14 protein-coding genes and 2 pseudogenes are annotated in these 18,368 nt (G+C 52.0%); all 16 read right to left on the bottom strand.

From position 1 onward, the window contains the following. Window positions 1-2: 2 nt before the first annotated feature. The 16 genes and pseudogenes from Q0757_RS02600 to rpsB all read right to left on the bottom strand — a co-directional run bounded on the left by Q0757_RS02600 (window position 3) and on the right by rpsB (window position 18,368). Window positions 3-278: a DUF503 domain-containing protein gene (locus tag Q0757_RS02600; protein WP_298784408.1), complete on the bottom strand. Its 276-nt coding sequence runs from the start codon at window positions 276-278 to the stop codon at window positions 3-5. Next, a pseudogene (gene infB / locus Q0757_RS02595) lies at window positions 275-2,236 on the bottom strand (translation initiation factor IF-2); the annotation flags it as partial. The gene Q0757_RS02600 and the pseudogene infB, both read right to left, overlap by 4 nt. A gap of 18 nt (window positions 2,237-2,254) precedes the next feature. Continuing rightward, window positions 2,255-2,524 (bottom strand): annotated as a pseudogene (locus Q0757_RS02590) (ribosomal L7Ae/L30e/S12e/Gadd45 family protein); the annotation flags it as partial. Then, window positions 2,514-2,789, bottom strand: coding sequence for an RNase P modulator RnpM (locus tag Q0757_RS02585; RefSeq protein ID WP_298784402.1), 276 nt, complete (start codon window positions 2,787-2,789; stop codon window positions 2,514-2,516). The pseudogene Q0757_RS02590 and the gene Q0757_RS02585, both read right to left, overlap by 11 nt. Window positions 2,790-2,807: 18 nt before the next feature. Beyond that, window positions 2,808-3,923 (bottom strand): transcription termination factor NusA, encoded by a 1,116-nt coding sequence (nusA, locus tag Q0757_RS02580; RefSeq protein WP_298784400.1) that lies wholly within the window; start codon window positions 3,921-3,923, stop codon window positions 2,808-2,810. 40 nt (window positions 3,924-3,963) lie between these two features. Then, on the bottom strand, window positions 3,964-4,434 hold the full coding sequence (gene rimP, locus Q0757_RS02575; RefSeq protein WP_022792805.1) for a ribosome maturation factor RimP: 471 nt from the start codon (window positions 4,432-4,434) through the stop codon (window positions 3,964-3,966). Between the two features lie 189 nt (window positions 4,435-4,623). Further along, the gene (locus Q0757_RS02570; RefSeq protein WP_298784397.1) at window positions 4,624-8,952 is read right to left on the bottom strand and encodes a PolC-type DNA polymerase III; all 4,329 of its coding nucleotides are present in this window, start codon (window positions 8,950-8,952) and stop codon (window positions 4,624-4,626) included. A 74-nt stretch (window positions 8,953-9,026) separates the two neighbouring features. Then, window positions 9,027-10,739 (bottom strand): proline--tRNA ligase, encoded by a 1,713-nt coding sequence (locus tag Q0757_RS02565; RefSeq protein ID WP_298784395.1) that lies wholly within the window; start codon window positions 10,737-10,739, stop codon window positions 9,027-9,029. Window positions 10,740-10,841: 102 nt separating this feature from the next. Continuing rightward, entirely contained in the window at window positions 10,842-12,110 is a 1,269-nt protein-coding gene (gene rseP / locus Q0757_RS02560) for an RIP metalloprotease RseP (protein ID WP_298784393.1), read from the bottom strand. 60 nt (window positions 12,111-12,170) lie between these two features. Beyond that, window positions 12,171-13,316, bottom strand: coding sequence for a 1-deoxy-D-xylulose-5-phosphate reductoisomerase (locus Q0757_RS02555; RefSeq protein WP_298784391.1), 1,146 nt, complete (start codon window positions 13,314-13,316; stop codon window positions 12,171-12,173). Window positions 13,317-13,356: 40 nt separating this feature from the next. After that, window positions 13,357-14,157: a phosphatidate cytidylyltransferase gene (locus Q0757_RS02550; protein ID WP_298784390.1), complete on the bottom strand. Its 801-nt coding sequence runs from the start codon at window positions 14,155-14,157 to the stop codon at window positions 13,357-13,359. A gap of 21 nt (window positions 14,158-14,178) precedes the next feature. Continuing rightward, a complete protein-coding gene (locus tag Q0757_RS02545) occupies window positions 14,179-14,940 on the bottom strand; it encodes an isoprenyl transferase (protein WP_298784514.1) in 762 nt (253 codons plus the stop codon). A 226-nt stretch (window positions 14,941-15,166) separates the two neighbouring features. Then, a complete protein-coding gene (frr, locus tag Q0757_RS02540) occupies window positions 15,167-15,721 on the bottom strand; it encodes a ribosome recycling factor (RefSeq protein ID WP_298784388.1) in 555 nt (184 codons plus the stop codon). Then, the gene (gene pyrH / locus Q0757_RS02535; protein WP_022792797.1) at window positions 15,711-16,445 is read right to left on the bottom strand and encodes a UMP kinase; all 735 of its coding nucleotides are present in this window, start codon (window positions 16,443-16,445) and stop codon (window positions 15,711-15,713) included. Before pyrH ends, frr begins: the two co-directional genes overlap by 11 nt. 123 nt (window positions 16,446-16,568) lie before the next feature. Continuing rightward, the gene (gene tsf, locus Q0757_RS02530) at window positions 16,569-17,450 is read right to left on the bottom strand and encodes a translation elongation factor Ts (protein ID WP_298784386.1); all 882 of its coding nucleotides are present in this window, start codon (window positions 17,448-17,450) and stop codon (window positions 16,569-16,571) included. Between the two features lie 129 nt (window positions 17,451-17,579). After that, window positions 17,580-18,368 (bottom strand): 30S ribosomal protein S2, encoded by a 789-nt coding sequence (gene rpsB, locus Q0757_RS02525; RefSeq protein ID WP_298784384.1) that lies wholly within the window; start codon window positions 18,366-18,368, stop codon window positions 17,580-17,582.

Raw genomic sequence — 18,368 nt, 5'->3', positions numbered from 1 at the left:
TCCTATAACCATTCATAGTGTACGGAGGTTATTTCCCATTCCGTATAACTTTCAATCATATGAATGGCACGCTGCAGCTCTTTTTCTGCCCCGGCCTTTTCATTATGCACAGTGACAATCGACAGAGCTGCCCGCTGCCAAAGCTCCTGATAATCCGTTTCCGCCACGGAGAGGTTGCGGTGCTTCAGCTTTGTTTTTACGCTCTGAAGCACCGCCCGTTTCTGCTTTAAGTGACTCGCTTCATAAAGCATGCACTCTACATGGACGACGCCGATCATGTGCGTTTAACTTCCTCCATGATATACGGCTCCATAATGTCGCCTTCTTTAAGGTCGTTAAAGTTCTCAAGGGTTACACCGCACTCGTAGCCGGAGGCAACTTCCTTGGCATCGTCTTTATAACGCTTCAGATCCTTGATGCCGCCGTCGAAAATTACCACGCCGTCACGTACGACACGGACTTTGGAGTCCCGGGTGATTTTGCCTTCGAGCACATAGCTTCCGGCAATCGTACCAACGCGGGAGACTTTAAACAGCTGACGCACTTCAACCTGTCCGAGCACGCGCTCTTCATAGATTGGGTCGAGCATGCCTTTCATGGCTGTTTCAATTTCTTCAATCGCATTGTAGATAACCTGGTGAAGACGAAGATCCACATTCTCTGCATCTGCCGTACGCTTGGCGTTTACGTCCGGACGGACGTTAAAGCCGATAATGATCGCGTTGGAGGCCGAAGCGAGGATCACGTCTGATTCTGCTATCGCGCCGGCACCGGCATGGACAATATTGATTTTGCAGCCTTCTACTTCTATTTTTTCAAGTGATCCGCGCAGCGCTTCAACCGAGCCCTGGACGTCCGCTTTCACAATCACGTTGATTTCTTTCATATCGTTTTCCTGGATCTGGCTGAACAGATCGTCGAGGTTGATTTTCGATGTTTGTGCCCGCTCGGCATCCTTTGCCCGGCTCTTACGCGCATCGGCAATCTGGCGGGCTTTTTTCTCTTCCTCAAAGACGACAAATGGGTCGCCTGCCTGAGGCACATCGTTCAGGCCGATGATTTCCACCGGCTTGGATGGCCCTGCGCTTTTCACCTGACGGCCAAGGTCATCCACCATTGCCCGGATCCGTCCAAAGGCGTTGCCGACTACAATCGGTTCGCCGACATTCAGCGTACCGTTTTGCACGAGCAGAGTCGCAACCGGGCCGCGCCCTTTATCAAGCTCTGCTTCTACGACGCTTCCGCGCGCCCGTTTGTCCGGGTTCGCTTTGAAGTCTTCCACTTCAGCAACAAGCAGAATCATTTCAAGCAGCTCATCAATGCCTTCTCCGTTAATTGCAGAAAGATTTACAAAGATCGTCTCCCCGCCGTATGCTTCCGGCACTAACTGAAATTCCATCAGCTCCTGCATCACCCGGTCCGGGTTCGCGCCTTCCTTATCCATCTTGTTTACCGCAACAATAATTGGCACCTCGGCCGCCTTGGCGTGGTTGATGGCTTCTCTTGTCTGCGGCATGACACCGTCGTCAGCCGCGACCACCAGAACCGTAATATCGGTCACTTCCGCACCGCGTGCACGCATGGTCGTAAACGCTGCGTGTCCGGGTGTATCAAGGAAGGTGATCAGCTTGTTATTTTCTTCCACCTGATAGGCACCGATATGCTGGGTAATGCCGCCGGCTTCCCCGGAGGTTACCTTCGTATGGCGGATGGAGTCGAGAAGCGTCGTTTTACCGTGGTCGACGTGCCCCATAATCGTTACTACCGGCGGGCGTTCCTGCAGCTTTGCAGGATCGTCCTGCTCGACATAGTTATCAATATCGAGTTCATCCACCACTACCTCCTGCTCCACCGCTACGCCGTAATCCGTAGCGATCAGTTCAATGGTTTCTGCCTCAAGCGTTTCGTTGATGGTCGCCATCACGCCGAGATTCATTAATTTTTTAATGATTTCAGAGCTTTCCTTATTCAGCTTTTCTGCCAGTTCCCCGACGGAAAGACTGCCGGCAAATGTGATCTTTTCCGGTGTGGCCTGCTGTTCTTTGCGGCCGCCTCCCGGGCGTTTCTGGGTGGTCTTTTTCTTGCTTGGGCCTCTGTTTCCCTGGGTGTTTCTTGTTTTATTGCTTCTCACTTTACTCATAGTGACATCACATTCCTTCCAAAGATATCGTTCCTGAATATTGTTCGTTTTTCGTCCATCTACACGTCCTTCTTAATTTATTTCTTCATCTATCAATTTTATCAGCTTTTTGGCAAAGCCGCGTTCTGTGACGGATAAAATGGTTCTTGATTCTTTTCCGATCGCCGCGCCGAGATCGGCTTTCGTGCCGGCAACCCGAAAAGGACATGAATAAAAACTTGTTTTATCCGTGAACTTTTTAATCGTATTGACAGAGGCATCCCCAGCGACGATGACCAGCTGTGCTTTTTTGGTCTGCACGGTTTTAAGAACGGTATCATCTCCGCTTTTCAGCTCTCCTGCCCGCGCGGCAAGGCCGAGAAAGGATAATGCTTTATCGTTCATGACTCGCGCCTCTGCGCTCTTCGAGGAGACGGTCATAGTCTTCGGCCGCTACTTTTACTTTTAAATGGCGGCTCAGCGAATCCTTGGCCTTCGCCTGTAAAAACACATCATCACTGTCTGTTAAATACGCGCCCCGGCCGTTCTTCTTGCCGGAGCGGTCGACAAACACGGTGTTATCCGGGTCCCGAACGACTCGCACCAACTCTTTCTTGGGCTTTTCTTCTCCAGTAATAATGCATTTTCTCATGGGAATTTTTTTAACCATAGCCGTTCACCCTCATTTTTACAAATCTTCTGTATCTAAATCAATGCTTGTGCTTGTCACCGGAATTTCTTCTGCATCCTCCGGCGAAAAGATTCCGAGCTCTTCAGCTTCAGTTTCACTTTTAATGTCGATCTTCCAGCCGGTGAGCTTGGCGGCCAGGCGGGCGTTCTGTCCGCGCTTGCCGATAGCAAGGGAAAGCTGGTAGTCCGGTACCACGACAAGCGTGCTTTTTTCCTCTTCATTCACCTGAACATCGAGGGCTTTTGCCGGGCTCAATGAGTTGGCGACGTACTCCACCGGATTATCCGACCACTGCACGATGTCGATTTTTTCGCCCTTCAGCTCTTTCACGATCGTCTGCACGCGCTGGCCGTTCGGACCGACGCAGGAGCCGACCGGGTCCACTTCCGGATCGTCCGCAAACACTGAGATTTTCGAGCGGTCGCCCGCTTCCCGTGCCACTGAAATAATTTCCACCGTGCCGTCATAAATCTCCGGCACCTCAAGCTCAAACAGCCGTTTCAAAAGACCCGGGTGCGTACGGGAAATAACAATCTGCGGTCCCTTGGTCGTTTTTTCCACTTTGGTGATGTACGCTTTCAGGCGGTCATTATGGTTGTACGTTTCATTTTGCATCTGCTCGCTCTGCGGCAGCAGCGCCTCTACTTTCCCGAGGTCCACGTAGATAAAGCGGTGGTCCTGACGCTGCACGATGCCGGTCATAATATCCTCTTCACGGTCGATAAAATCGGAATAGATGATGCCGCGCTCGGCTTCGCGCACGCGCTGGGTCACAACCTGCTTCGCTGTCTGGGCAGCGATGCGCCCGAAGTTTTTCGGGGTCACTTCCATTTCCACGACGTCGTCCAGCTCGTACGACGGGCTGATCGCCTGCGCTTCCTCCTGAGAGATTTCAAGCCGCGGATCGAATACCTCTTCGACCACTTCCTTGCGGGCAAATACGTGAATCGATCCGGTATCACGGTTGACGTCCACCCGGACATTCTGCGCCTGGTTGAAGTTTCGCTTATAGGCGGAAATCAACGCGGCTTCGATGGCTTCGAGCACTATTTCCTTATCGATTCCCTTGTCATTTTCCAGTACGTCCAATGCTTCCATAAAGTCTGCATTCATGGAATTCAGATCCTCCTTTTTCTCGATGCCCGCCGCACCGTTAAAAAATGATGGCGAGCCTTGCTTTAGCTACTTTGCTGTACGGTATATGCACCGTGCGTTCTCTCTGCTTCTGTTTGGTGGTAATCAAAAGCTCACCGTCTTTGAAGTCACTCAGCTTTCCTTCGAACGCTTTTTCTCCTTCAACGGGTTCATACGTGGTCACGTACACGTTTTTTCCGACTGAACGGCGGATATCCGCTTCGTTATTCAGCGGCCGTTCCGCGCCCGGCGAAGAAACCTCCAGATAATAAGCCTCCTGGACAGGGTCCATCTCGTCGAGCTGTTCGCTCAGCCGTTCACTCACCCGTCCACAGTCTTCAAGATGCACACCGGAGGGGCTGTCCACAAATACCCGAAGGTACCAGTTTTTTCCTTCTTTTTTATATTCCGTATCCACAAGTTCCAGGTCCAGTTCTTCAGCAATCGGCCGCGCCAGACGTGCTGCGATGTCTTTAATACTTTCTTTCATTACGTACCTCCCTGCTGCTTTGTCATCATCTTCATTTCTTCCAATGATAGTATATAGTTTGTTTTATGCAGAAAGCTTCAACCATAAATGAAAGAGTGGGTATCCACCCACTCTTTCGCCGTCTCGATATACCTCTCACTGCCCATTATCATAGCACGATTTGTGCATTTTCGCAAGTCTGGCTAGTGTTTAGAACAGAGAAAGCTGGTTCGTATCCGGCAGCCCATCAAGGCATCCGTGCAGGTCGAGGTGCTCGATCACTGTTTTGGTTGCCTTGCTGCGCTGCTGCAGGTCTTCCTTGGATAAAAACTCCCCGTCGGCACGGGCCTTTACAATGTTAACCGCTGCGTTCGTTCCTACGCCTTCCAAAGCGTTGAACGGCGGAATCAGCTGGTCGCCGTCGACGACAAATTCGCTCGCCTCCGAACGGTACAGGTCCACCTTCTGGAAACGGTAGCCGCGCTCGGTCATTTCAAGCGCAAGCTCAAGCACGGTCACAAGGCTTTTTTCCTTCGGAGAGGCGTCAAAGCCCTTCGCCTGAATTTCATCCAGCTTCGCGCGGATCGAGGTGCTGCCGTTGATCATGGTCGGCAGGTCAAAGTCATCCGCCCGGACCGTAAAGTACGCAGCATAAAACAGGATCGGATGGTGCACTTTAAAGTAGGCAATCCGGACTGCCATCAGCACGTAGGCGGTGGCGTGCGCTTTCGGGAACATGTATTTAATTTTCAGGCACGACTGAATGTACCACTCCGGCACGCCGTGGTTTTTCATTTCCTCAATCCATTCCGGGTCGAGCCCGCGTCCCTTACGGACGAACTCCATGATTTTAAAGGCGAGCGAATGCTCAATGCCTTTGTAGATCAGATACACCATAATGTCGTCCCGGCATCCGATCACGTCCTTCAGTTCACAGGTCCCGTTCTGGATCAGCTCCTGGGCGTTTCCGACCCAGACGTCCGCGCCGTGGGAGAGCCCGGAAATCTGGACGAGCTCGGAAAACGTCGACGGCTTCGTATCTTCAAGCATCTGGCGCACAAACCGGGTACCAAATTCCGGAATGCCGTACGTGCCCGTTTTGCAGTTAATCTGCTCCGGCGTCACCCCAAGCACTTCCGGTCCGCCAAAGATTTTCATGACTTCTGCGTCATCGGTCGGAATCGTCTGCGGATCAATACCGCTTAAATCCTGCAGCATGCGTATGACCGTCGGATCATCGTGGCCGAGAATATCAAGCTTCAGCAGGTTGTCGTGGATGGAGTGAAAGTCAAAGTGCGTCGTTTTCCATTCCGACGTTTTGTCGTCTGCCGGAAACTGAATCGGAGAGAAGTCGTGAATGTCATACTCATCCGGAACGACGATAATTCCGCCCGGGTGCTGACCGGTTGTCCGTTTGACGCCTGTGCATCCGCTCACGAGCCGGTCAATCTCCGCTCCGCGCAGATGCAGCTCGTGGTCGCTCTGATAGCCCTTCACAAATCCATACGCTGTTTTATCCGCCACGGTACCGATCGTTCCTGCACGGTACACTTTTTCCTCGCCGAACAGTTCTTTCGTATAATTATGGGCCCGCGGCTGGTAGTCGCCGGAGAAGTTCAGGTCAATATCGGGTACTTTATCGCCTTTAAACCCGAGAAACGTTTCAAACGGGATATCGTGGCCGTCTTTAATCATGTCCACGCCGCAGCTGTCGCACAGCTTGTCCGCGAGGTCGAAGCCGGAGCCGACCGAGCCGTCGTCAAAAAACGTCGACTGCTTGCATTCCGGGCAAACGTAATGCGGCGGCAGCGGGTTCACTTCAGTAATTTCTGTCATTGTGGCAACAAACGACGAGCCGACCGAGCCCCTGGAGCCGACAAGATAGCCGTCCTCGAGGGATTTTTTTACGAGCTTCTGCGAAATCAGATAGATGACGTCAAAGCCGTTGCCGATGATACTGTCGAGCTCTTTATCAAGCCTGGTTTTTACGAGTTCCGGTATAGGCGAGCCGTAAATGCTTTCCGCCCGGCGGTAGCACATTTCCCGTATTTCTTTATCCGAGCCTTCGATGTTTGGTGTATACAGGTCGCTCGGCACCGGATGAATCGTTTCCACCTGATCTGCGATCGCCTGGGTGTTTTCCACCACAATCTTTTCTGCGGTGCGGTCGTCCAGAAAATCAAAGCAGGAAAGCATTTCCCCGGTGGTGCGAAAGTGCACCTGCGGAAGCGTCTGGTTGTTCAGCGGGTTCGCCCCGCCCTGCGACGCAATCAGGATCTGCCGGTAGCTGTAGTCGTGCTCATCCATATAGTGGGCGTTACCGGTAGCAACGACCGGCAGGTTCAGTTCGTCCCCGGTACGGATGATTTTCTGAATCACATCCTTGACGTCGTCGTAGCTTTTCAGAAGCTCTTTTTCCACCAGGTGCGCATAGTTTTCCGGCGGCTGCACCTCGAGGTAGTCGTAAAATTCAGCGGCTTTTTTCGCTTCGTCCTCTGATTTCTGCATCATCGTTTCAAACACTTCGCCTTTGTCACACGCCGAGCCGACGAGTATGCCTTCGCGGTATTTCTGCAGCTTCGAACGCGGAATTCTCGGTGTCCGGAAAAAATATTCCAGATGAGAAAGCGTGACGAGGTGATACAGGTTTTTCAGTCCTTCCTGCGTCTGGGCGATCAGCGTGCAGTGCGACGGGCGCAGGCGGTGAAAGCCGGACTGGCCCATGTTGTCGTTGAGCTGTTTATGGTTGGTAATGTCCTGGGCGAGCGCATCCTTCATCATTTTCCACAGCAGGTATCCGGTCGCTTCGGCATCGTAAATCGCCCGGTGATGACTCACGAGTTCAATATCAAACGTTTTACAGAGCGTATTCAGCCGGTGGTTTTTTAGATTGGGATACAAAAAGCGGCCGAATTCGAGTGTATCAATTACCGGCATATCTGCCGTTTTACCGATTTTTTTATAGCCCTCCCGGAGAAAGCCCATGTCAAAGCTTGCGTTGTGTGCGACAAGCACCGAGTCCTTGGAAAAGGCGTAAAAGTCTTCGAGCACCGGCTCAATTTCCGGCGCATCGACGAGCATGTCATCCGTGATGCCTGTCAGGTTAATAATGGTGTCGGTCAGTTTTTCATGCGGGTTTGAAAAGCGTTCAAACCGGTCAATAATTTCGCCGTCTTTTACCTTCACCGCTGCGAGCTCGATGATGGAGTCGTACACGACCGACAGACCGGTTGTCTCCACGTCAAAAACGACGTAGGTTCCTGTTTCAAGATCCACGTCCGCTTCGTTGTAGGCGATCGGGACGCCGTCATCGACGAGGTTCGCCTCCATGCCGTACAGCACTTTAATGTCGTGCTTTTTGCCGGCATTGTAAGCCTCCGGAAACGACTGGACAACGCCGTGGTCCGTGATGGTAACCGCCGGGTGGCCCCATTCGGCTGCCCGGGCCACGTATTCCCCGGCAGAAACGGTCGCGTCCATCTGACTCATATTCGTGTGCGCATGCAGCTCGACGCGCTTCTCTTCGGCATCATCAGTTTTGGACGCTCCCTGCACCTGGATGACGTCGTTTGCGATCATGACCAGATCCCGGACGAACGTATCATCCTGGACACCGCCACGGGCCTTTACCCAGATGCCTTTCTTCACGGCTTCAAGCAGCGGCACCTGTTCTTTATCCTTGGAGAACATTTTGATCATAATCGAATCGGTGTAGTCGGTAATTTTAAACGTTAACAGCGTCCGGCCGCTGCGGAGCTCCTTCGTTTCCGCTTCGAAAATGTAGCCCTCCACAGTAATGCGGCGCTCTTCCTCTCGGATATCCTTCAGCGGCACGGCTTCGTCCTTGATCGGATAGCCGATCTGAATCGACTGGGAGGCGCGTTTGGAATCGGCTTCGGATTCCTTTTTCTTGCGCTCCATCATCGCTTCAATCACTTTCGAGTGCTCTTCCTGCTTTTTCTTTTCTTCAAACTGTTCCTTTTCTTCATCGCTCGTTTTGGCTTCCATCGTAAATGTGGCGGCCGGCAGCCCAAACAGCGGCAGAACCTCGTCCATTGCCTGCTGCAGCTTCGGCCCAAGCGAATTCATCTCAATATCGCTTTTACACGGGAAAATCAGCTCGCCCTCCCGCAAAAACGGCGCTCCCCCGTTCAGCCTCATGCGCAGGTGGGAATCATAGCTTTCAAGCTTCTGCATAATCAGCGGCCAGTAGTCCGGGATGGCATCCACCGGAACGGTCGTGCCTTCTTCGTAATGAAGCGTAAAATCAATGTCAGCAATGCTTTCAAATGCGGACTGCAGTTTTTCCTTCAGCATCGCGTATACCGTAAACGGCAGCGGCGCTGCAAGCGTCAGGTGGAAATGCCACTGCTTTTGTTCTTTATGAATAACAAGCTTTTCGAGGCGGCCTTCGGTAAAATAACGGTTGGTTTCTTCCTCCGGCATGCCAATCTGCTCAAGTAGCAACTCAAAACGTTCCTGCTGGATGTGACGGTCGGTCTGCACGTTTCTCGCCTCACTTCTTCGTTCTTTTATCATTCATTTTATCAAAAAAATTCACTTTCGGCAGGGACCGGGAAGAGGGAAACCCCTCCTGGAGACACCAGAAAGGGTTAATGGATTTCAGCCCACAGCTTCTCTAAATACTGCGGAAGCTCACTGACAGCGACCTCCACGTTTTCCTCGGCTGTACGGGATTTCACTTCCACAATCTGCTCTCCTGCTTTTTTTCCGCAGGCGATACGCACAGGCAGACCGTAGAGGTCCGCGTCCTTAAACTTCACTCCCGGCCGCTCCTTCCGGTCATCGAGCAGCACGGACCATCCGCTCTTCTGCAGGGTCTCGTACAGCTCACCCCCGAGCTGCTGCTGCTCGTCCTGCTTCGGATTGAGCACCAGCAGATGCAGATCAAACGGGGTGGCTGCCTTCGGCCAGCAGATACCACTCTCATCATGGTTCTGCTCTATAACGGCCGCAATCGTCCGGCTCACACCGACGCCGTAGCTGCCCATAATGATCGGGCGGGCTTTACCGTTTTCATCCAAAAACGTTGCCCCGAGCGCTTCGCTGTATTTCGTGCCAAGCTTAAACACGTGCCCGACCTCAATACCCTTGGCGAAACGGACCGTGCCCTTGCCGTCCGGCGATGGTTCGCCTTCCTGGATGAAACGCAGATCTGCGTACTGACCCACCGGGAAGTCCCTTTCCGGCACCGCGTGCTGGTAGTGCCGGCCGTTTTCGTTGGCTCCGCATACAGCGCCCGCCATGCCGCGGACCGTGTAATCGGCAAGCACCTCCACGTCTTCAGACAGACCGAAAGGGCCGATAAAGCCGGGCTCTGCTCCAAACACCTCTTCAATCCGCTCGACGGACGCGGGCTCAAGCACTTCAGCGCCCACTGCGTTTGCTACCTTCACTTCGTTGACATCATGATCGCCGCGCATAAGCACAGCCACGAGGCGGCCGTCTGCGTCAAATGCGACGGTTTTCAGACACTCTTCACGCTTGATCCCGAGCTTTGCAGCCACTTCTTCAATCGTGCGCTCCTCCGGCGTATCGACCAGGGTCATTTCTTCTGCGACCGGCTCCGGTTTTGAGACGTTATCCGGTATAGCGGCTATTTCGATATTGGCCGCAAAATCGCTTTCGTCGGAATACACAATAGTATCCTCCCCGACGTCGGAAAGCACGGTGAATTCATGGGTTTCACCCTGGCCGCCCATCGCTCCGGCATCTGCCTGCACCGCCCGGTAGTCCAGTCCCAGACGGGTGAAAATCCGCTCATAGGCACGATACATCGCCCAGTAGCTTTCATTCTGCGCCTCGTAGGACGTATCAAACGAGTACGCGTCCTTCATAATAAATTCGCGCGCGCGAAGCACCCCAAAGCGCGGACGCGCTTCGTCGCGGTATTTGGTCTGAATCTGGTACAAAATCGCAGGCATGCGTTTGTATGTATTCATCTCATCCTTTACGAGGGCAGCAATATTTTCCTCGTGCGTCGGGCCGAGGACAAAATCCCGCTGGTGGCGGTCTTTGAAGCGCATCAGCGCCGGTCCATAATTGTTATAGCGGCCCGAGGCCTGCCATACCTCTGCCGGCTGCATGGCAGGAAGCAGCACTTCCTGGCCGCTTGCTGCATCCATTTCCTCACGGACAATGCTTTCGATCTTACGGAGCACCCTGTGGCCGAGCGGCAGGTAGGAATAGACCCCGGCTGCACTCTGGCGGATCAGACCGGCCCGGAGCATCAGCTGGTGGCTCGCAATATCCGCTCCCTGCGGCACATCCCGGAGAGTGGGACTGAATAAAAATTGTTGTCGCATACTATATCAACCTCTTTCTCTTATACATCTGCGTCTGTAAGCTCTTTGGTTATTTTAACATAAGAACGGTGACGGGGCTTTGGCTCCGTCACCGTTTTTTTATTACGTGAATAAGCGGTTAATATCGTTCCACGTCACTGCAATCATGAGCAGCAGGAGCAGCGCGAAGCCGAGAAGGTGAATCATGCCTTCCTTCTGCGGTTCGATCGGCTTGCCGCGGATCGCTTCGGCAATGATAAACAAAAGCCGTCCTCCATCAAGCGCCGGGAGGGGCAGGAGGTTGACGATCCCGAGATTGACGCTGATCATAGCAGACCATGCAATCAGAGTCAGCAGCCCGGTCGCAATTACCTGATCCGTCGCGTCATAAATCCCTACCGGACCTGCCAGGTCATCGAGGGAAAATTCCCCGGTCACAATCGTGCCGAGAGTCTGAAAAATCAGGGTAGAAACTTCATACAGCTGAGTACCGCCGTACTGCAGCGATTCCGTGAAGGAACGTTCCAGTTCGGCATAAACGCCGATCTGGCCGACTTCCTCATTTGAACCCTCCTGCACCGGAATGCCGTCGATGGTAACAGTGTCTTCTATTGTTTCTCCGCCGCGTTCAGCGGTGACCGGGACTTCTTCTCCCGGGCGCTCCTGGACAATACCGGTCATTTCATCCCAGGAGTTTACGGACTCGCCGTCCACGGACGTGATAACGTCGCCTTCTTCAAACACAGATTCTTCCAGCGGCGAACCGCCGGCAATACTGCCTATAGCCGGCGTCTCCTGCGGAATGCCGTGCGCCAGAGCGTAAATAACAAACAGCACGAACGCGAGCACAAAGTTCATGAACGGACCGGCAAAAATGGCCACTGCTTTTTTCCACGGCCGCTTGGAGCCGAACTGCCGGTCCCACGGCGCAATCTGCTCGCGCTTCTCATCGACAATCAGGTCGCACGTCCGGGCGATGTCGTACCGCTTCAGCCCGGATTCTTCTTCATCCTCCACCGCTTCGATATAAAGCTCGCGCTCCATATCGATCGATTCCACGGATACAACCTTTGCTTCCGGGTGCTTGGATTTATTGTTTACGATGATTTCTTTTACTTTTCCTGCATCGTTAAACGTCAGGCCGATTTCATAGCCTGGTTTAATATTGACCGGGTCCGGATCGTCCCCGGCCATTCGCACGTAACCGCCAAGCGGCAGCAGCCGGATGGTATAAACCGTTTCATTGCGCTTCGTCGAAAATATTTTCGGTCCGAAGCCAATCGCAAACTCCCGGCACAAAATGCCGACTTTTTTGGCAAAATACAAATGGCCCCACTCGTGTATGGCCACCAATAAGCCGAACATGACAATTACCGCTATCAGCGTATCCAAAGCTTATTCACCTTCTTCTTTTGCTCTTTCTTCCCATTATAGAGTGTTTGTGAAAGAACGTCACGTTAAAAGCGTCTGCACGTGTTCTCTGGTTTCCCGGTCCACTCGTAAAATCGTGTCGAGATCCGGATGCTCAATCCGCTCGTGGCGCACAAGCGCTTCTTCCACAGCGGTTTCAATTTCAAGAAAGGCACACTGGCTGTTTAAAAACATCGCAACTGCCTGTTCATTGGCAGCGTTCAGCACCGTGCCCATGGAGCCACCGGCTCTTCCGGCATCATAGGCCAGCCGGAGGCTTCGGTAGCGTTCAAAATCCGGCGGCTGAAAATGCAGCGTGCCTATTTCCCACAGGTTCAGCGATTCCTTGGCCGGATAGTCAAGCCGTTCCGGATAGGTCATCGCGTACTGGATCGGCACGCGCATGTCCGGCAGTCCGAGCTGGGCAATCACACTGGTGTCCTGATACTCCACGAGCGAATGAATGATGCTTTCTTTATGCAGCAGCACATCAATACGGTCGTAAGGTATACCAAACAGCCAGTGGGCTTCGATCACTTCAAAGCCTTTGTTCATCATCGTAGCCGAGTCGATCGTGATTTTGGCCCCCATGCTCCAGTTCGGGTGGTTTAAGGCGTCCTCCACCGTTACTCCGTCAAGATCACTGCGTGAATAGTCACGGAAGCTTCCTCCCGAAGCTGTCAAAATCAGGCGGGTCACTTCCTTTAACTCATTTCCTTCGAGGCACTGGGCGATCGCCGAATGCTCGCTGTCAACCGGGAGCAGGCGTACGCCGTGCTCCTTTGCTTTTTCCATTACAAGGTGACCGGCGGTGACGAGCGTTTCTTTATTGGCAATCCCGATATCCACCCGGTTTTCAATCGCCCGGAGCGTCGGCTCAAGCCCCATGCTGCCGCTGACCGCGTTCATCAGAAAGTCACAGGAGCTTCCCGCAATTTCCATCAGGCCGTCGTGGCCCCAGACGATGCGCATGCGTCCGCCGTATTCCGCCTGAAGCGTTTCGGCGTCTTCCTTTGTATGGACAGCCGCAATTTCAGGGGAAAATTCTTCAATCTGCTTTCGCACCAGGTCAACGTTTTTCCCGGCAGCAATCGCCGTTATCCGGAACCGTTCCGGATGCAATCGAACAACGTCAAGCGTCTGTGTACCGATGGATCCGGTGGACCCAAGCAATGCTATTCGTTTCATGGCTTAAACTCCTTTAGGTTGGCAACCTGCGTCTGAGGTATTAACCAAAAAAATAGAAAAAATGAAGCAGGGGCATAACGAAAATCAGGCTGTCGAACCGGTCCAGGATGCCGCCGTGACCAGGAAGAATATTCCCGGAATCCTTAACCGCGTAGTGCCGTTTCAGCGCTGATTCCACCAGATCCCCAAGCTGGCCAAAGATGGATGTCACCACGATAAAAGCACTCATGATCAGGTAGGACTCAAATACCGGGTACACCGCCTCAAAGATGAAGCCGACAATAAATGCCGCGACAAGCCCCCCGACAAATCCTTCGATGGTTTTTTTCGGACTGATCTCCGGCCAGGGCCGGTGGCGCCCGAAATTCTTTCCAATAAAATAGGCTCCGGAATCGGTTGCCCAGATTAAAAATAAAATCAGAATGACAACAGCAAGGCCGATGTCCGGCAGCTGGCGGATCATAATCAAGCTGTGAAACCCGTACCCTATGTACACAGAGGATAAAATGACGAACCCTGCTTCATCAAAGGTGAAGGAGTTTTTCGTGACTACTGTTAATGCAAGCAGGCCCAGAATCATCGTCAAAAAAATCTCTGTTTTCGTTATATGCTGCAAAAACGGAAAATCCAGCCATTCTGTGGGCACGAGCAGTATCCACATAAAGCCCATACTGATTACACCCCGGAAGGACAGCAGCGGGATCCGTTTCATGCGCATTATTTCAAACATGGCGACAGAAGCAAGCAAAGCGATCAAAAGAGTAAACCATTCGCGGCCTACAAATACAATCGCCAAGACGAGTACTGCTCCGATAAGACCGGTAATCGCCCGCAATCCCATACAAGACCTCCCCTTCAGTCGTTAAACGCCCCCGTACCTGCGTTTTCTCTGCTGATATTCTATGACAGCTTCCGCTAAGCCCTCTTCATTAAAGTCCGGCCAGAGCGTTTCGGTAAACCAAAATTCCGCATAAGCTAACTGCCATAGCATAAAATTGCTCAGCCGGATTTCGCCGCTCGTACGAATAAGCAGGTCAGGGTCCGGGATCTGGTTCGTGTACAGCCGGTTGGTGATTAACTCTTCATCGATAGCCTCTGCCTTCATCCGCCCCTCTTCCACGTCCCGGGCAAGCTCCTGCACCACATGGACAAGCTCATGCCTCCCGCCGTAGTTAAGGGCAAAGTTTAAAACGATGCCGGTGTTTTCGGCGGTGGCATCCACAGCCTCCTGCACAGCCTGCAGCGTATGGTCCGGCAGCTTGTCCGCATCACCCATCATCCGCACCTGTACGTTGTTTTTCATTAGCTTTGGCAGCTCTTTAGCCAAAAATCGCTCCGGCAGCTGCATTAGAAAATTCACTTCTGATTTCGGCCGCTTCCAGTTTTCCGTGGAAAAAGCGTAGAGCGTTAAGTACTTTATACCGAGCTCGTGCGCTTTTTCCACCACCTTCGTGATCGCCTTCATACCTTCGCGGTGGCCGGCTACACGGGGCAGGCCTCTTTTTTTTGCCCAACGGCCGTTGCCATCCATAATAATAGCCACATGGGCAGGCGTATTCACTTTCACTGCCGTGGCGTTCGCCTCCGCCCATGGATTTATTTGATTAAATAGTCGATCGTTCATAACGAGGGCACCAGCCTTTTCCCCTTTGTCTGATTTATATGGCGCATGTGAAATCAATTCCATATAAAAACCGTTCCTGCCTCAGCATTGTTGAAGAACGGAAAGCAGTATATCTGTTTATGTGTTCTTTCCGGCAGCGCAAATAAATCTGCCGGTTTTGTACTTACAAAAAAACCCTCTTGAGTGCAGAGGGTTCCAGTCTGTTCCTATTGTAACTCGATTCGCATCAAACTTCCATAACTTCTTTTTCTTTTTGTTCGGCTGCCTGATCCACCTGACCGATGTATTTGTCGGTTGCTTTTTGCACCTGCTCCTGCTCACGCTTCAAATCATCCTCGGTGATTTCATTGCTTTTTTCATCTTTTTTCAGCGTGTCATTAGCGTCGCGCCGGATATTACGGATGGCCACCCGTGCTTCTTCCGCGTACTTGTTAATGAGTTTGGTCATTTCCTTGCGGCGGTCTTCTGTCATTGCCGGAATCGGAATGCGGATTACTTCGCCGTCGTTACTGGGATTCAGGCCGAGCTCCGCCTTTTGGATCCCTTTTTCCACGTCCTTGATGGAGCTTTTATCAAACGGCGCCACAACAAGCAGGCGCCCCTCCGGCACGGTAATCGTCGCAAGCTGCTGAAGCGGCACCTCGGCACCGTAGTAGTCAACTACCACCCGGTCGAGCATGGAAGCGTTTGCCCTCCCTGTCCGCAGCGTGGCAAGCTCGCGGCTTAAAGAATCCACTGACTTTTTCATTTTCTCTTCTGTTGCTTTTATATCATGAGCCATCGTTGTTCCTCCTTATGATTGTTCCAATGTCTTCTCCCATTACGGCCTTCTTGATGTTTCCTTCTTCCATAATCGAAAATACGAGAAGCGGGATGTTGTTGTCCATACAAAGCGTGGACGCCGTCGAATCCATCACCTTCAGATCATGATTTAAAATATCCAGGTAAGTGAGCGACTGGTACTTTTTCGCGTCCGCATTCGCAGATGGGTCTGAGTCATATACCCCGTCCACTTTGTTTTTAGCCATCAAAATAATATCCGCTTCGATTTCTGCCGCCCGCAGCGCCGCAGTGGTATCGGTCGAAAAGTACGGATTCCCCGTCCCGGCCGCAAAAATGACTACCCGCTTTTTCTCTAAATGCCGGATGGCTTTGCGGCGGATGTACGGTTCGGCTACCTGTCTCATTTCTATGGACGTCTGCACCCGTGTAGGAATCTCAATGTCTTCAAGGCTGTCCTGGAGCGCAAGCGAATTCATGACTGTCGCGAGCATGCCCATATAGTCAGCGGTAGCCCGGTCCATCCCTTTTGAACTTCCGGCCATGCCTCTCCATATGTTCCCTCCGCCGACAACAATCACTACCTCTGTACCCAATTCTACTATCTCACCGATTTGAGAAGCAATAGACTGAATGACTTCCGGATCAATACCGTAGCCCTGCTGTCCTGCTAATGCCTCTCCGCTCAACTTCAACACAACGCGATTGTATTTCTCCATCGTCATGAACCCCGCCTTTTTATTATGTATCGCAGAAGCGCTGCGGCCTCTGCCCTGGTTTTGCTTTCAGAAAAAAGGAGAGCCTACGGACCCTAGAGGATTCGATATGGACTCTCCCATACTGCCGATTTATTTCTTTACCTGGTTCATTACTTCATCTGCAAAGTTTTCGTCGCGTTTTTCCATGCCTTCGCCTACTTCATAGCGGGCAAATGTGCGCACGGTAGCGCCCTTGCTTTTCAGGTAGTCGCCTACTTTTTGGTCTGTATCCTTTACAAATTCCTGATCAAGCAGGCAGATTTGTTCAAAGTACTTGCCAATACGGCCTTCCACCATTTTTTCAACGATGTTTTCCGGCTTGCCTTCGTTCAGCGCCTGCTGCTTCAGCAGTTCACGCTCACTGTCCGCTTCTTCCTTCGGAACATCTTCACGGGAAATGTATTTCGGGCTGATCGCCGCTACGTGCATCGCCACGTCCTTGGCAAGATCGCCGTCTTCCGTGTTTTCAAGAACCGTCAGCACGCCGATGCGCCCGCCCATGTGAAGATAGGCGCCGAATGCATCACCGTCGTTTTTCTCCGCAAGCAGAAAACGGCGCAGGGAAATTTTCTCCCCGATACGTGCGATCTGGTCGTTAATGTAACGCTCAAGCGTCACTCCGCTTTCGATTTCCCCGGCAAGTGCCGCGTCAACGTCAGCCGGCTGTTCCTTCAGCAGGTACGTGGAAACGTCCGCGACGAGCTGCTTAAACAATTCGTTTTTCGCGACGAAGTCTGTTTCAGCGTTTACTTCCACAATCACTGCCTGGTTTCCTTCATACGTTGCGTACGTAAGGCCCTCTGCTGCTACACGATCAGATTTTTTCGCTGCTTTGGAGATACCTTTTTCGCGCAGGTAGTTAACCGCTTCTTCCATGTTACCATCTGTTTCGTTGAGTGCTTTTTTGCAGTCCATCATACCTGCACCTGTTTTTTCACGCAGTTCTTTTACCATGCTTGCTGTTACAGCCATTTAAATTCCTCCTTCGATTTTTCCATGCACAAGCGCTTGAGCGCTATTTTTCAAGAAAAAGGGTGATAAAGGGTTTTTCCCTTTTACCACCCTTCGCGTCAGGCCTGGGCCCGTTATATTTATGAGAGCTTACTGGTTTGAAACGCTCTCTTCTTCTGTGTTTCCTTCTTCTTCCGCTGCGGCTGCTTCCTGTTCTTTTTCCTGGGCAGCTGCCTGCTCACGGGCTTTTTCTTCTGCACCCTGGGTTGCTTCGATAACGGCATCGGCCATTTTTCCTGTAAGAAGACGAACGGCACGGATAGCGTCGTCGTTACCCGGGATGAGCTTGTCGATCTCGTCAGGATCACAGTTAGTGTCCACGATCGAGATGATCGGGATGTTTAATTTGTGTGCTTCTGCCACTGCGATGCGCTCTTTGCGCGGATCGATAATAAACAGGGCATCCGGAAGCTTGTTCATATCTTTAATGCCGCCAAGTACTTTTTCGAGACGGTCTTTTTCTTTGTTTAACAGCATAACTTCTTTTTTCGGAAGAATATCAAAGGTACCGTCTTCTTCCATTTGTTCGAGGTCCTTCAAGCGGGCAATCCGTTTACGGATCGTTGCGAAGTTCGTCAGTGTACCGCCTAACCAACGCTGGTTAATGTAGTACATGTTTGAACGGATCGCTTCATCGCGAACAGAGTCCTGCGCCTGTTTTTTCGTTCCGACGAAAAGGATTTTACCTCCGTCTTCTGCAATGCTGCGCACGTATTTGTACGCTTCTTCTACTTTACGTACCGTTTTTTGAAGGTCAATGATATAAATACCATTACGCTCCGTGAAAATATAACGGCTCATTTTAGGGTTCCAGCGACGAGTCTGGTGACCGAAGTGCACCCCTGCTTCAAGCAACTGTTTCATAGAAATAACAGCCAT

The organism is uncultured Marinococcus sp. (assembly GCF_947493875.1).
Lineage (GTDB): Bacteria > Bacillota > Bacilli > Bacillales > Marinococcaceae > Marinococcus.
The sequence above is the reverse complement of the archived record's forward strand: the minus strand, read 5'-3'. Positions and strand labels throughout refer to the sequence as shown.